This window comes from Gracilibacillus massiliensis (assembly GCF_001458115.1).
Taxonomy (GTDB): Bacteria; Bacillota; Bacilli; order Bacillales; family Amphibacillaceae; genus Gracilibacillus; species Gracilibacillus massiliensis.
Window position 1 is genome coordinate 296205 of sequence record NZ_CZRP01000010.1, and the last position, 16197, is coordinate 312401.

14 protein-coding genes and 1 pseudogene are annotated in these 16197 nt (G+C 31.5%); 6 read left to right on the forward strand and 9 right to left on the reverse strand.

Annotation, left to right across the window (positions count from 1 at the left end):
* Positions 1-104: 104 nt before the first annotated feature.
* A complete protein-coding gene (locus BN3107_RS03530) occupies positions 105-1676 on the reverse strand; it encodes a glycoside hydrolase family 28 protein (protein WP_231735243.1) in 1572 nt (523 codons plus the stop codon).
* A gap of 978 nt (positions 1677-2654) precedes the next feature.
* Between BN3107_RS03530 and BN3107_RS03535 the strand changes: the two genes are divergently transcribed.
* The 4 genes from BN3107_RS03535 (at position 2655) to BN3107_RS03545 (ending at position 6773) form a co-directional block, all read left to right on the forward strand.
* Complete coding sequence (locus BN3107_RS03535; RefSeq protein ID WP_058306262.1) at positions 2655-4016, forward strand: IS4 family transposase; 1362 nt, start codon at positions 2655-2657, stop codon at positions 4014-4016.
* A gap of 542 nt (positions 4017-4558) precedes the next feature.
* The gene (locus tag BN3107_RS20065; protein ID WP_231735247.1) at positions 4559-4639 is read left to right on the forward strand and encodes a helix-turn-helix domain-containing protein; all 81 of its coding nucleotides are present in this window, start codon (positions 4559-4561) and stop codon (positions 4637-4639) included.
* A 635-nt stretch (positions 4640-5274) separates the two neighbouring features.
* Positions 5275-5466, forward strand: a complete 192-nt coding sequence (locus BN3107_RS03540; protein ID WP_058306263.1) for a hypothetical protein — start codon at positions 5275-5277, stop codon at positions 5464-5466.
* Positions 5467-6194: 728 nt separating this feature from the next.
* A complete protein-coding gene (locus BN3107_RS03545) occupies positions 6195-6773 on the forward strand; it encodes a hypothetical protein (protein WP_058306264.1) in 579 nt (192 codons plus the stop codon).
* Between the two features lie 477 nt (positions 6774-7250).
* Here BN3107_RS03545 and BN3107_RS03550 read toward each other — a convergent pair whose 3' ends face one another.
* The 3 genes from BN3107_RS03550 to BN3107_RS03560 all read right to left on the reverse strand — a co-directional run bounded on the left by BN3107_RS03550 (position 7251) and on the right by BN3107_RS03560 (position 9547).
* On the reverse strand, positions 7251-7595 hold the full coding sequence (locus BN3107_RS03550; protein WP_058306265.1) for a hypothetical protein: 345 nt from the start codon (positions 7593-7595) through the stop codon (positions 7251-7253).
* A 213-nt stretch (positions 7596-7808) separates the two neighbouring features.
* Positions 7809-8792 (reverse strand): YncE family protein, encoded by a 984-nt coding sequence (locus BN3107_RS03555; protein WP_058306266.1) that lies wholly within the window; start codon positions 8790-8792, stop codon positions 7809-7811.
* A 65-nt stretch (positions 8793-8857) separates the two neighbouring features.
* Positions 8858-9547 (reverse strand): hypothetical protein, encoded by a 690-nt coding sequence (locus BN3107_RS03560; protein ID WP_058306267.1) that lies wholly within the window; start codon positions 9545-9547, stop codon positions 8858-8860.
* 353 nt (positions 9548-9900) lie between these two features.
* Between BN3107_RS03560 and BN3107_RS03565 the strand changes: the two genes are divergently transcribed.
* Both BN3107_RS03565 and BN3107_RS20375 read left to right on the forward strand, forming a co-directional pair.
* Entirely contained in the window at positions 9901-10119 is a 219-nt protein-coding gene (locus tag BN3107_RS03565) for a hypothetical protein (RefSeq protein WP_058306268.1), read from the forward strand.
* Between the two features lie 308 nt (positions 10120-10427).
* Positions 10428-10787: pseudogene (locus tag BN3107_RS20375) on the forward strand (ATP-binding protein); the annotation flags it as partial.
* A gap of 247 nt (positions 10788-11034) precedes the next feature.
* Here BN3107_RS20375 and BN3107_RS03570 read toward each other — a convergent pair.
* The 5 genes from BN3107_RS03570 to BN3107_RS03585 form a co-directional block, all read right to left on the reverse strand.
* Positions 11035-11778 (reverse strand): hypothetical protein, encoded by a 744-nt coding sequence (locus BN3107_RS03570; RefSeq protein WP_058306269.1) that lies wholly within the window; start codon positions 11776-11778, stop codon positions 11035-11037.
* A 40-nt stretch (positions 11779-11818) separates the two neighbouring features.
* The gene (locus BN3107_RS03575; RefSeq protein WP_222860158.1) at positions 11819-12931 is read right to left on the reverse strand and encodes a hypothetical protein; all 1113 of its coding nucleotides are present in this window, start codon (positions 12929-12931) and stop codon (positions 11819-11821) included.
* A gap of 118 nt (positions 12932-13049) precedes the next feature.
* Complete coding sequence (locus tag BN3107_RS19735) at positions 13050-13226, reverse strand: hypothetical protein (RefSeq protein ID WP_156416107.1); 177 nt, start codon at positions 13224-13226, stop codon at positions 13050-13052.
* Positions 13227-13470: 244 nt separating this feature from the next.
* On the reverse strand, positions 13471-14763 hold the full coding sequence (locus BN3107_RS03580) for a P-loop NTPase family protein (protein ID WP_058306271.1): 1293 nt from the start codon (positions 14761-14763) through the stop codon (positions 13471-13473).
* A complete protein-coding gene (locus BN3107_RS03585) occupies positions 14756-16045 on the reverse strand; it encodes a replication-relaxation family protein (protein WP_058306272.1) in 1290 nt (429 codons plus the stop codon). The genes BN3107_RS03580 and BN3107_RS03585 overlap by 8 nt, the downstream gene beginning before the upstream one ends.
* Between the last annotated feature and the right edge of the window lie 152 nt (positions 16046-16197).

Sequence of the window (16197 nt, forward strand, 5' to 3'; positions counted from 1 at the left end):
AAATAGATTTGTAGGTTTACAAAATAATTTTATATAAATTACAAAGGAGAGACTAGCATGCTAGCCTCTCCTTTTATGTACTCGTAATCTATAAACACCTTATTTTATAGCATATCTACATTATTAAATGTTATATTTTCTCCATATGTCGCCTTAATAGTAACATTTCTTAAAGAAAATCCTTTAATATTGTTAGTTTTACATCCATATTTACCTATCGCATTTACATTTATCAGTTGAATATTTTGCAAAGGACTTTCAGGTAAACCGGATAAAAATACAGCATTTCCCGTTAGTGTGTTTAATTCAATGTTTTCAAAATTTATGTCCTTAATAATAGACGTACCCTCATTCAACTCTTCAATTTTATTTGGATCAAATGTGTCATGACTGTAAAATTGATCGATATAAATTGCTCCTCTAAACCACTTACAATCTTGAAGAGATAGGTCATAATTCGCTAATGTACAATCTTTATAATTGATATTTTCTACTATCCCTCCTCTTCCTCTAGGAGCCTTTATACTACCAATACTATAGACATCCTTAAAGTCACAATCTTGTACAACTACATTCCTTACATTTCCCGACATTTCACTTCCGACTGCTACACCAAAACCACTTTTAAATGTGCAATTTGTGATTCTAATATTTTCAGAGGGAATGTCAATCATTCTACCTTCAGCACCCCTGCCAGATTTAATGGCAATACAATCATCCTGACTGGAAATCATTGAATTAAAAATGTATACATCCCTGGATGAATCAGGATTTAATCCGTCGCCATTTGCTATACCTTCATATTTTTTTCCCTGTTCATCTCGCTTCGTATATATCTTAATATTGTTTACACTTACACGGTTACAATATATAAGATGAACACACCATGCAGGAGACTGTTTGATTGTAATATCTTTCAAGTACAGGTTATCGACATTTCTTATACATATTGCCCGACCAGGCTTGCCGTTCTGTTCGGTAATCTCTTTCTCCCTGAGCTTACTTCCGTTTGCATCTATTTTACCTAAACCTTCAATGGTGATATTTTCTAATCTTGTATTATTAGAAATTTTCGTATTGATTAAGCTTGCATAGCATGTAGTTTCTAGACCTTCCCATCTGTATTTGAATAATGGATAATCAGCAGTATCAAAACTGCCTAGTAATAGGCCACCATCTTCAATATAAAGTGTCATATTACTCTTTAGAAAGATAGCACCTGTTACAAAAGTTCCTTTAGGAATATAAACCGTACCACCCTTTTCACACGTGTTGATTGCATTTTGAATTGCTCTAGTACATAAAGTTTTTCCATCTCCGATTGCTCCGAAAGAAGTTATATCATAAGATTTACTTTTATTTTTGGTTTTTATTTTAATAGTATTACTTTTCAAAGAAATTTCACCATTTTTTAAAATAGCTTTTATATATACTTCACTCTCCTGACTGCAGGGTATATTGTTGATGGTAAAATCAGTATTCCTACTAGTTCCAACCAAATTATTGTCCATATAAATATGATATATGGCTACTTTTGAAAAAAGTTTTGGTTTCTCCCAAATTAAAGCAACACTTGATTCTGTTTGAGAGGCTGGAGGAGATAATAAATTTTTAGGAGTTACATCTGTTTTTTTGTTTGTTTTATACATTTCTATTCCCTTTCTTTTGTTAACCATTCATATATTAATCCTACTAATTTTAATAAATTGTATACATTTTGTGATATTCGCAAACACATTATGTCAATAAACTACATCAACAATATCACCTATTATATAGACTCACAATACTAGTTATTTTAATATCATTATCAATAATTTAAGATATCATATAGTATCTATTTATTATATGAATCCTAATATAAGTCTAAATAATGAACATACAGTATTTATAACAATTCGAATGGCTGATCCTAATTACCAATAATTATATCAATCAAAAGAAGAGAGAAATGATAAAACTAGCAAAAGTGAAAAATAACCGTATTAATAAATAAGAGCCCCTGTTAAAGCCATTGCAGAACATTTGGGTAATACGCTAGGTATGATTTATGATGTGCACAGTCATGTTTTTAAAGAATTAGAAGCAGAGAGTAGCAGCAGTTTAAAAGAAAGAAGCCTAACTCTTAATGAACATGCCCTATATCCAGTGTTTATACGGGAGTCTAGAAATAGTTTATGTTAAATACATACTAATTTTACTTTGTATAAGCAAACAAAATATCTATTAGAAACATTGATATAACAAACTTTATCTCGATTGCAAAAAAAAGAAATAAAATGAATGTAATTTGGGCTAAGTGAGGCTGATAATAAAGCGTGGGCAGATGGATGTATAGGAGCAAAAAAACTCTCACAGAATAAGTTAAAAGATAAGTGGTTCATGAGATAATCTTTGATTAATTCTTCATCAATCTCTTTATTTCATCGGCAGTAACCCGAAGTAGAGCTTCATTTTAAAATTGATTAGGAATTTATAAATTATTTACTCAACTTTCGCAGATAGAAAAATGCGTTCAGGATAACTAACTGTAAAGCGTGTCACTATTCAAATATGGTCATTGACAATCGAAATAGGTATAAAAAAACACCTCAACTTTTGGTATAGTGTAATTGACTAGAAAACACTACCAATACAGAAGAGGTGTCTCCTATATGATAGCGAATAATGACCAAAATAATCAACTACCAAATGAACTTTCTTCCATCTTTAAAGAATTAAACGTGTATAAGCATCTTAGAAAAGCTGGTATTACAAAGTCTGTCGGCTTTACTTGTGCCTATCTTTTTCAATTGATTTTTTGTTTGATCTTTGAAAATAAGAACTGGTATCAAGTACTTCAAAGTAACAAAGCGAATGATTGTCCAGAGAAGAATGCCGTCTATCGCTTTTTAAACAAATCTACCTTTGCTTGGAGAAGGTTTTTATTATTTCTAAGCGCTCATACCATTGGAAAAGTAACCAACTTAACGCGTCATGATCGCCCCAAAGTATTGATTGTAGATGATTCTTCGTATGATCGTAACCGCAGTAAATCGGTTGAATTATTAGCTCGCTGTTTTGACCATGCATCCCAAAAAATGCGCTTTTATAAAGGGTTTCGTATGCTTACGCTTGGTTGGTCAGATGGTGCCACATTCATTCCAGTGGACTTTTCTTTATTAAGCTCGAAGAAAAGCCAAATTAATGGCATATCATCAAAAGTTGATAAACGTAGTTCCGGTTATAAACGCAGAGTAGAAGCATTACAAACCGCACCTGAGCAAATACCAGGTATGGTGGAACGCGCGATGAATGCCGGTATCGATGCTTCCTATGTGCTGATGGACTCTTGGTTCACGTATCAGCCTCTCGTTAAGGAGATAAAAGAGCAAGGACTCGATGTCATTGGCATGGTAAAGAACTTGAAACAGCGTTACCTTGTGAATGGCCAACGTGTAAGCTTAAAGGAACTATATCGTTTTGCGAAACCAACAGATGGAAAGAAAGGCATTCTTCGTTCGATTCATACCACACAAGCGAATGGCGTTCCTATTAAAGTTGTCTTTGTTCGTAATCGAAATAAAAAGAGTGAATGGTTAGCTATTCTAAGCACCGATTGTACACTTAGTGATCAAGAAATCATTCGTATTTATGGGATGCGATGGGACATTGAAGTTTTTTTCAAAACAACAAAATCTCTCTTAAAACTTCAAAAAGAGTTCCAAAGTCGTTCGTATGACGGCTTAATTAGTCATACGACCATCGTATTCACACGATATATTGTTCTCTCGTGGCAAAACCGATGTAGCACAGACGAGCGAACACTTGGCGGCATGTTTTATGAATTATGTGATGAAGTTAGTGATCTCGATTGGGCTGTGGCACTTCAGCAGTTGATCGAGCTTCTTGAAGATGCCTTGAAAATGAGCAACAAAAAGGTACAAAAATTAATCAAAAGTCAAGTCCAACAATGGATTGCAGGCTTACCCAGCTATATCAGGGCTTACCTGCCTATTTCAGTGTGCGAAAGTTGAGTAAATAATAAGAACCTTCTATTGTAAAATGATTATATCAACACATACAGAGCAGTGGAGGATGTAAAGGTGGATAATGATTACAGCCATTAAAATGTACCACCTTCTCCATGTTACTTACCACTTACTGACACTGGTTTTACCAATGAGTGACAATAGGTTTATCACTACAATAGCCACAGCAAAGCTGCATGTCCTTTACTGCAGTGCCTCTACTAAGTTATCAGTGATTGGGTGCAGGGTCCCAACCGCTGGTAACTTAGTAGAGATCGGTCGTGGTACGCTATATGTGCGGAGGGAGCCTATAAGGCTTGTTTTTTCCCATCCCGCAATCAACCACTACCACGACCGCAAACAAAGTCAAGGATGGCGGGAGGCAAATACTCATTGGTAAACAATTTGGCGATGTGTGGTAAATTTCTTGGCGATCACTGGTAAATACTATGGGCAAGGGTGGTAAAATCTAGTGGCCGTAATCAGATAAGTGGGAAATATATCGGGAAATACATCAATAAATTAAAAAGGGATTTAGTAAGTCAAAGATTGCTGAAAAACTGGAAATCTCAAGATCAACCGTTCATCGTTATCTAAAAATAATCCCTCGGATATGTCTAAGTGGGTAGATTCCATTCAAACCAGAATCTAGAAATTAGATCCCTATAAAAAGCTAATTTTATCATGGTTAAGAGAGCATCAAGATATTGTTGCGGCACAACTGGAAGGTTAGCTAATAGAAACGAATATGGGTATAAAGTGAGTGAGAGAGCAGAAAATTGTATTCGTACTGGATATTGGAGAGAGGACACCATTCTCGATATTTCAGAGGATTGGCTAATTAAATTTGCTAAGTAAGTGTAAAATAGTCCACACCTATTTCTAGATGTGGACTAATGTTATGCTTACTCTGTTACGGAAAAACAAAGTTACCGTTCGAAAAATATTGCAAGGCGTGAATCGTGTCAAAATCGGCTGTTTTTACGGAAAAACATTAATTACGCTCCCTTATTTGTAAAAGTGGGTTGGAGTTAGGTGTAGTATGGGATAAAGGGATTTGGGTAGGGAAAGAGATTTAATAAGCCCCCTGGAAAATTCGTTTTTCTTATGTTACGATATATAGTAGTGATTACCAAAAAAATGGTTATATAAAAACCCTTTTTTTGTGAAACCTTTTTAAAGTTTCACCGTCATATTATTATAGAAAGAATTATTTATTAAGTAAATAATTCTTTGAATGTTAAATGATTTGGGAGGTGATAGGGTGAAAAAACTTATTGGAGTAACTTTACTAAGTATTTTGCTTTTGGTATTAGGTGCCAACCTATATGCTAATGATGGGAGTAATACTAGCAACATGGAAGAATATTCACCAGAAAATGTTAAGCTTATAGAGACTCAAGTGGATGATAAAACCGGCCAGGTAGTAGAAGTTTATAAAGTGATTGAGGAATAGTTTACAAAATAAACATATAAACCACCAATAAAGCAAAAACTGCTTTATAGCAAATTATTATCTAGATGAAAATTTAAGCGACTTTTATACTTCAAGATGACACTGTTTATGCTTATTAAATGGTGTCTCTTTTTTCTCTTATATTCCTTCTTTAACTCTTTAATCCACACATCCCTATTTTTAATTACCAAACCTTTAGTTCTAAAGTAAAAATTCACTCCCTATATACCTAACATTCCTTCATCATAAATTTATATTATTTTATATTATTAAAAAAGGAGGGTATTCCTAGTTATTATTTTATAGGTTTCTATACCGTATATTGGTGGATATAAATAATTATACAAATAATTCACTAAAGAAGTTGAGGGAAGTTATGTATTTTTTAGGAGATAAATAAGCCAGTTATGTTTAGCTTGTATTAAAACGACTTTTATAAAGAACTATATTTTTTTATAGTTCACAAAATAAGACCCATTTCCCTCGTAACCATTACAGAGGGTCCCATAAATGAGAGACCAGAGATAGATTCTACAAAATAGGAAAATCTATAATTATTGTAACTTTTTTACCGTTGCCACCGTCTTAAGACTAAGAGCTAATTTGATAGAATTTTCAAATGCTCCATAGACGTCTAATTTATGGAGGTGAAAACCAAAGAAATATTACTTTTTCTGAAGACAACATGATATGACATACATACTAAAAATGGAAAGGAAGGAATTAAATTGAGAAAATTAGCAGGAATTCTATTTGCAAGTTTATTGTTTTTTACTTTTGGAGTGAGTGCACATGCCGACACTCTTCCCACAGGAAGTCTTGAAAAGGAATTAGAAGATGCTGTATTGATAGATACACAAACAGATCCAGATACGGGAGTACAAGTTGGAATCTATAAGAAAGAGAACGAAAGTTTAATCACTCCTTTTGCTGGAGATGGTAGTTGGGACGTAGTTGGTTCGGATAATTGGTTGATGACAGGTGATGATAGTAATTTACGAACAGATGCAACTTTCCACTCTTTAGGCGGTGATTATGGTTTTAAGGTACCACCTCACGATTATGATGAATTCTTAGGGTATAATGATCTAGGTATTGTAGTTGAATTATGGGAAGAAGACGTAGGCTCAGGAAATGATGACTATGTTGGAACTTTTGCGGTTAAAGGAGCTGCAAACTATACATTAATTTACGCAGCTAGAGGCGTTAATGCATTTGTTGATGGAGCCAGAGCAGAATTTTATACGAAACATGGTTCAAACTATACTGTACCTGGTAATTTTATAAATGTAACCTACCTTGATTAATCTATAACATTTATCTAGTACAAGATATACTTGTTTTCCATGGGTTGGTATTAATACAAATTTAAGGGGCGCTATACTCTAGCGTCCCTTAAATTTGTTTCATAGTCTTTTTAAATAGAAATGTGAAACCAGAAGAAATGTAATTTAAAAGCAATAATCGGCATTATATGGAATGCCGATTTTTTATGCAATACTAACCAAATTGAAATGATCTAGCCTTTTCTCCATAAAAGCAAAATTCGATATTTTTTGTTTCCTCTTTTAATTGATGCGGAGTAATTGTTTTTGAATATATAGTACCTTGCTCCTTACACTCATATAAATAACATCTATCTCATTCATGCCTTTAACATCTTTTTTCTTTTTACAATAATGGATACTACCTTTAAGAATATGTCAAAACGTCTGTATTAACGTAAGCGTAAGATAGTCCACATCTAATTTCTAGGTGTGGACTATCTTACGCTTACTTATATACTAATAATCTTGTTTCTTTTTCATTATTAGATTAAAGATTACGAAACTTAATAGAAGTATTACCACGTATATTAGTGTGTATACATTAGGGCTTAATAGCATAGATAAGATTTCTAAAAATGATAAATCTTTGAACACAGCTAATCCTTTTCCAGTTGAATTCATCTCAATCCCTGCATATCCGCCTTCTGTAAAATAAAAAATCATCAAATTGGAAAGAAAAAAACCTAGAATAAAGATGAGCAATACACTCAATTTTGATGACTTAAAGAAAAGCCCTAATACTGTACCTAAAAGCACAAAAATCACAGGATACCAGAAAAGTAATGCTTCAAAAGAGGTCATTAAACCAACTCCTTTTACTTTTTTAAAATTTTTATAACATAAAATGGCTTAATCTTTCGCAAAGAAGGTGAAACTAAATAAAGAGTTTTAAAAGTATTAATGAACTAATAACTTAATATTACCCCTAAAGTGAAATGGGAGTGAGAATACCTGTATTTAAATTATTAGTCATAACTAATTTATATTTTTAATGAAATAGTTACATACTTTAACCTACATTGTGATGAAATCTTGTATGAGTAATTCTTCTTTTTCAGGTAAAATAAACTCATTTAAAAGCTTTAAATTTCTTTCCTCATATTCATATAGAGTATTATCTTTTTGACTAAGGATATAAATTTTCTCATTTGCTTGTTTAATTTTTAATACTGAATGATTTATAGTGTATTCTTCTTCTTTAATAAGAGTATTTTTATTTAGAAAAAGCACTTTTGATTTTTCACCGCTCTTGACTATTATAATATGATTATCAGTAACTAATAGATGTGTAGGATTTTTGTATTCTAAATTTTCTTTCTCTATTTTATAATCATCAGTTAATATTTTAGCTATTTCACCTGATTGAAAAACTACATATAAATAGTCTCCAATAAGAATTCCATCAATTGGCGCCGAATTAATGGGAATGGGAAAAGAATCTATTACTTTACCATTTTTTAAATCAATCACGTCTATAGAAAATTTATCTTCATCTTCCAGTAAATGGTCCTTGAATACATATGCTTTTGAAACTTCAGCTTCTGAATTTTCATTTGTTACCATCAATAATGGAAATCCCTTTAATCTAAGTTTTTTTGAACCATCGTTATCCTCTATTAAATATGTAAAAAATTCCCTAACTCCTTTTTCATCACTATTAAATATTGTAAATTCAATTTCGCCAATTTGCTCGTAATATAGTGGGAAATCTAAGGTTTTAACTTCTTCTATATCTCCACCTTTTATCTTAATTAATTTGTCTGAGTATCTTACTGGTAAAATAAATGATTTTTGATTTGCTTTTTCAATTTCGAAGATTCCTTGAGCTTTTATTTCAGTATTACTAACTTCTTCACCTTTTTCGTTAAATATGCTAAAATTACTTTTTGCGGATTCGGCACTAGTATAAATAACACCAAATGAATCTTCTTCTAAACTGTTTTCTTCATTACATCCAATTAAAAATATTAATATTAAAAATATTATATATTTATTCATTGTAGAAATCTCCTTGTTAAGAGTATAGAACGGAGTGGGTATCCCACTCCGTTCTATATTCCAATTTATTGTGTGTAAAATACATAAGTATTATTACTTTGGATTAAATCAACTGGCCAAACGGCTAGCCCACCATCATCAATATCATAGCCTTGTTCATCCCATGCTTTGTAAGCCAATTGAGAGCAATACCAACGATAAGTTACATCCTTATTAAAGAAATTATAATTATAGGGTTCAAGTTCTTGTGCATTTGCGTAATTCTTTGCATTAACATAATCCGCTCTACTTGGACTACCTTTAGGTCTCACACCTGTTACATCATTATATCGAGTCCCCCAATCATTTGGCCAATAGCGTACTCCATTCTGAGCACCTTTGTTTCCAAAAGATTCTAATACCACCTGTGAACTATATACAATTCCTGCATGTCCTCCTGCCCAGCTCGAAGACCCTGAGCTTGTACCATCAAGTGTTACTAATACATCACCTACACTACCCACAACACCTGAAGACTGCGCACTAATAGGTTCTTCATCTGCTTTAACGTCTTTCGAGTTAGTTTCTACTTTAATTGCATCTGGGTTATTTAAAAAGTACTGTGTGTCCTTCTTTGCTTGATTTAATTCTTGAAGTTCTACGTCTGTTAAGTTTTGTGATTCTTCATTCTCAGATGCACTCACTGCAAGACCGGAAGCTCCTAAAAAAAACAGTACGGATGTAATAATTAAAATTTCTTTTAAATAAATCTTCATTTTGAATCCTCCTAGTATATTTTTATAATTAATTTTTCCTTGTCTCCCACCCTTCTTATATTTTTTTAAAAAAAATGTTTCACTTATATAGACACTAGCAAACGAAAAAAGGTTACATATTATTTGAAAATTCTCTCTATTCTTCAATTTCTTATTTTTTCTTTTACATAGTTCATAAGACTAAACCGTAAAATATCTGAAAGTGAATCATCAACAGAAAATTCGGATACTTTCGTTGTAACCATAATATCTGCCTATGACGGTATTACTGAACACTAAAAATATACGGATTTTCCAGTTGATATTTTAGATAATAATTTGTCTAACTCTGTAATAAGAGTGAAAATTACCCATTGATAATATTGAATGTGCATTCCCCTGAGTTAAAAGATAACCACTTATTCGAAGAGAAGGTAGGCCAATTTGCAAAAGATACACTAGTAGGAAAAGAAGAAGAAATCACACTTTTTACAAAAGATGATCCCACAGATAATTATGACTGTCTTTTAGTATATTTACATGTTAGCGAGAAGTTCTATCAAGAAATGATTGGATTAGCAAAAGTAGCATAATTGACAGAGCTGATACGATATAAGCTGAACAGTTATTAAGTGTTGAAAAAGAAGTATAATAAGCAGAGAAAGGGATATGGTAAGTAGACAGATTCGCCACAAACTCCGGATTCGAAATGTTGTTTGTCGAATAAACTTAAAAATATTAAATTAGTTTCCCGCTACAACATAATATACGATCTAAAGCATAATTAATATGGTTCAATGGTTCAGCGGAAGCATCATAAAAATAGTCATCTATTGTATATAACAGAGGTTCATTTTACGGTTTTTCAGATAGTGAAAAAACTCACATTTCAATTGGGTGATTAGGAATTAAAGAGTTAAACCAAGGGTCAAGGTTACCTTTACTACGATGAAAGACCTTATCCATGTATTGAAAAGAGGAGGAAGTTAATCGGAAATCACAGATTAGAATGAAAAGAATTAGAGATGCAGATTTAGTTATTATTAATGATTTGATGTTTATGGCGATGGATTCCTAGGAACCTAATATGTTCTTCCACTTGATTAATGATTTTTATGATCAATCATCATTTTAACATCAAATAAAGCACTTAAAGAGTGGGGAGAACTATTAAGTGAACAAGCAATTACAACGGCAATACTAGATAGAATTTCACCTCGAGTTGAAATCTTTCATTTTAAATGAAGATAGTTATCGAATACACTCCTTACTCCTAGAAATTATTATGTTTAGTATTAAAATCCTCGTTCTCTGTGTCCAATTATTGACATTCATCACTGTATTCGCACAACCAGTTGTGTTAATTAAAAGTTCAATGAAAATTATAAGGTAAAATAAGGTATCATATTCAAAGGGTTTTACGGTGCAAATTATTGTATAAATAGTTAATCTTTTTTATAAACGATCGAACTTTTTTACAAACGGTTAACTTTATTTTAAATTGACATTTATTTGAACATCTTTTCTATAGCTTCTTTAGCTTGATTCCATGTTTTAAAGCGTTTAATGAATACTATAGAAGTAGGATAATGGTTGTCTTTTGCATACTCATTCCATTCGCGAATACTCGAAGTTAAAAACTTTTTATGCTCTTTTTGAAGCATTTTCTTTAATTCTTCTTCGGTATATTTGTACTGCACAGGAACACCTGCTATATTCATTACCTCTTCCCACGAAAAATACTTTTTAATGGTTAAATAAGAGGGTAGTTTGTTATATGAAGCATATTTATCCCAATCTTCACGGGAAGTGAAGTAAGATCGATTTTTTTTGATTATTTGTGTGACGTCTTCCTTTGAATATTTTATCGGATTCGTTTCTCTCGATAACGGTTCGCCTACGATCTCTTTGGCTTTATTCCATGAATCAAAATGCTGAATATAAATTAATTCACTAGGTAAGTCATTGTTTAAAGCATACTCTCGCCATTTTCTTTTACTTGTAAAATGTTTTTTATGATTTTGTGCTATATTTATTAATTCTTGCTCTGAATACCTTCGTTTGTTCCCTTTAAACCCTAAGCGTTGCTTTACAGCATTCCAAGAACCAAAAGTATATATTAATCGAGCAGAAGACGGATAATTATAATGATGGGCTATTTTATCCCATTGAGTAACCGTCATTTCTTCTGTTATCTTTCCTTTTACCCCGCCTAATAGAGCACTTTCTTCGTAATTTTTTGATTCTCTCAAATTATCTGAACCCCTTTTAAAAGGAATATTAATCTACTGATTATTCTTTACCAGTCAGTATAGCATTAATTCGATCTTCATTTGGAAGAAAATGATTTTCTAGTTGATTTTGTGTTTCTTTATACTCCTCTTCATCTTTAGCTTTCTTTAACCGTTCTTTTAAAATACTTTTAGACAGAAAATGAGATTTGTATGATTCTTCCGCAAAACGCCCATAATGATCGGGATTACTAGCATACTTTTTAAAAGCACTCTTAAATAAGGGAGATTTGTTTACATCAAAAAACATTTCAATTTCATCTAAACGTATGGTTTGAAATTTATTATTTGATTGGGTAGGTATTGAAATATCCCATTCATTTAGTTTGATTTTAGAATTATATTTCATATTTAACTTTATTAATTCACAATAAACTTCGCCATTCTTTAATTTGCTGTTATTGAACACATCAATTGGTGAAGGAAGTAAGATATAAAATTCCCGATCATAACTCACTCCTAAAACAAAATTGGAATCTTCCGTTGAAGGAAGCTTTCTTATATTCTGGTATGCCTGTTCCATAGAAATGAGTGTATCATTTCTTTTACGATATTCGTCAATGTGCCAGACTTCGTATGCTTCTTCTCCTTTTTTTCTAAGGTACTTTTTCCGTTCCTTTTCTTCTTTGTAATAGTCTAAACCAAAACGTAATTTATTTATATCCTTCAATCTTTTGTTTTTCCTCTTTTCCTCAACATATCCTTGAGGGTCTTTATACTTTTTGTACGCATCCACGCAATATTCGTATGCGCCATACATTAATATTAATAAAAATGCTACAGGAAAAAACACAATAATTATTACTCCTAATAAGAATGGACTAGCGTAACTTACTACGAAAAATAAAACCATAAATAATAGAATACCAACAACACATATGAGTAACAAACCTAAGACAAATAATAAGAATCGACCAGCTGCTACATAGAATAAATCACCTTCACGAAACACATCAATCTTATAAAACATATCTATTATTCCAAGAGTCCCTAAAAAGTTCCAAACGAATTCAAAATTAAAAGCTATGACTAGTACCAATACAAAACCTACAAGCCCATATATACCTGTTGTCTTTCCTCGCTGATAATTTAAGATTCCATCAATAAAATGCAACAAAGTGTTCATCAAAACATCCTCTCTTTATCATTTATATAATTATACCAAATAACATATTTTTGATCATCATAAATGAAAAAAAGTACCAGACATTAACTGCCTGGCCCCTTATTGTTTATATATTTAAAACTCTTTCCCCTTTTCTAGAAATAATACCCGAATATCGACCATTTATGGGTTTCTGTTTACCAATTTCTACTTTAATCCCAGCCTTCTCAAATATCTCGATAATTTCTTTTTGGTACATTTCTTTTTTAATTGGATCATTATCTAGCAATCCTCTATCTTCCATTCAAATCACCTTTCTTTGTCGTATTTATATCACTGGTATAAAAGTAATTTTAGCTTTCCAAAGAAATATGAGGGATTTCAATAACCATTTCTCCACTATTGGTGCCAACCATTCCAGAGTAACAGTCGTTTACTGGATTCTTCGACAGTTACACATACTCTATTCAATTCCTTAGATGTAGATGATATACAAATTATACCACATTCTTTAGCTGAATGATATTTACCTGAAAGATGAAGATCATCTATTTAATTAATTTGTGACGCAAATTCTTTAAAAAAGAAAATGATTTTTTATAGCTCTGTAATAAATACGTTTCGCCATAAATAGATTTCGTCATAGCCCGAAAAGGTGAACTTAATTTGTATCGCCCCAAAGAGGTATCGATATAAGGTTTTGAGACATTTTGATATTTATTAATTGCTCTAGCCATATTAGGAATTTTAGTTAATGTTTCGACTTCTAGTAATTTTTCAATCTCTTCAATTTCTGAATAGCGGTCATATTTATTCGCGATAAATTGTAATTTTACATTATAACGATTCGAGTATCTTTTAATAGTTTCTGTATATGCCTTAAAATTATTGAAGTCTCCATCATAAATAATCCACCATTCATCCACATATTCTAAAATTTTCGTATTCATATAGTCTCCGCTTTTGTTGTCAATAATTACAGCATCAAAATAGGATGAAGCTTCTAATTGATCCAGTAAAATCTCTTCATATTTATCAATATCGTAATACTTAAAATCACGCGGATCCAGAGGCATCCAATGTACATTACGATATTTTAATTTAACACTCGAAGCTGGAAGTTTTTTATTTTGACTAACTTTCACAAATGAATTCCACTTCTCTATGACCTTTGAATTGTAGCGATTTAATTTATAAATATGATCTGCCTTTTTAACAGGAGCTTCAATGACGCACGTATTAAACTTTAACTCTGATAAATAAATGGCGTAATTCATTGCAATGGTCGTTGTTCCACTTCGAGCAATAGGAGCCCATATCGCAATCATTTGATTAGGTTGCAAACTTAAATTTCGAAATGCTTTATTTTTTATTTCTAATGTTCGGTTCGTATTCTTGCTATATTGCTTCTCTACATTTTGCTTCTTATGTTCCTTATTATTATCTGATCGATCTTTTGCTTTTTTATATCGTGGTTTATTATAATCGCGGTTAGTTTTGTTAACTTTATCTGGTTCCTCTATTTTTAGAAAGTTTTTTAATGTCATAAAAAGATATTCAAAGTCTTTAGCGATTACCATATTATTAGGTAAGTTGTTTTGTTTGATTGGTGATTTATGTTTAAATAAAAAATACTGTGTTTCATCTATCGGTTGCAAGCTTTCTATAAATTCTTCACCCGGCTCTTCAATAATAAACATCGAATTTTTTTCAGATAGATTAGTAATTAGTGATCTGTCATCTGGCAAGACTTCATATTCAACAGTTACTTTTGCTTTTTTAATAAGATTTATTATTTGTGATGCTGCTTGTTCATTAACATACAAGTATACTCTATACAAACAATTCTCCTCCTTGATTTTTGAATTTTACTTTGGATTTTGATTTATTCAATACATAGAACGCAGGTTCTTCTTGGAAATGTGTAATTAGTTCTGAGTTTGCAACAAATAATACATTTTTCCACGTATACGGAATGTAATCATTCATTAGCTGCTCTTTGGTACTATAGACCGCAATAATTTTGCTAATATGAATTTTCAACAACATGTTAGTCATCACATGTTCCAAAAAATACAGCTTATCTAAATCTTTTGTATTACCTTCTTCAATCTTAATGACTATCACATTTACTTCGGCTTTATCGGCTTTATGTTTTAATTTTAATACTTTATCTCCAAACAAATAGTCTTGCATATCGTGCATATATACTTTTGAATTATCTAAAGCATGAAAGCTATAATTAAATTTCTTATTTAGATTCTGTAACACATTAATTGCTACTTTCACCTCATCATTTTTCTTACTTTTAATTTTCTGTGAAATGTTATAAGCGATTGCTCTAGTCCTTTTCATGTGAGTCACATAAAAATCAATATTGCCTATATGAATATCATTTCTTACCATGAATATATTCTTCATATTTCCTAAACGTTTAAAGCCGTTATTCGTAAAAATTCTTTGAGTTGGAAAGGAATCATCTATTAAGCCAAAAACAACGTAAAATTTAAAAGTTGGTAGTATTTGTGCTAACGTCAGATAATTTTCTACTTTCTCTTTTAGCTGTGAAATCGATTCTGTGGCTAAATCGGTTTCAACAAAGACGATCTCTCGTTTTTTAAACAGTAACGCATCTGGTAAAAAATTAACTTGATCTAGTTTTATACCATCTCGAAATTTTGCAGGCCTCATAACACTTATATTAAGACCTTCTTTTTTAAAAGCTAAATACATCTCTAAAGCCATTTGTTGTGTTGCAAAATGATGATCATAATTTGTCATGTGAAAATAACTACTTAATTTCTCCGATACATCTTCATTATCTAATTTGGTATGTTGTCTTAAAATATAAAACCCTTTTTTTCCAATCCGATAAAGATTAAATTCATTACCAAATCGTTTTTTGGAAGTCAAATTTTTCGAAACAACAATATCGTATTTTTCCCATCTCCATATCTTATTACGAAAAGTATTATAACTAATTGTATTATGAGCATTAGCAAATTGGTGTAGTTGCTTAGAAGTTAATAACCTTTGCTGGAATAGATACCATATAAGTAATAAATCATTGTCATCTATATAAACCCCCTTTCCATTTATGCCAAAATTGTAGAATTTTCTCATGTGACTCACTCCTTTTTAAAATAAAAAAAACCCGAAAAAATCACAAATACACACACGAATAGTGTGTTCATGATCTTTTCGGGTTTTTCCCGTTACCTGTTTATTTAGTTATATTTAAGATTGCTAGTAATTAAAAATAATAATCTCATACA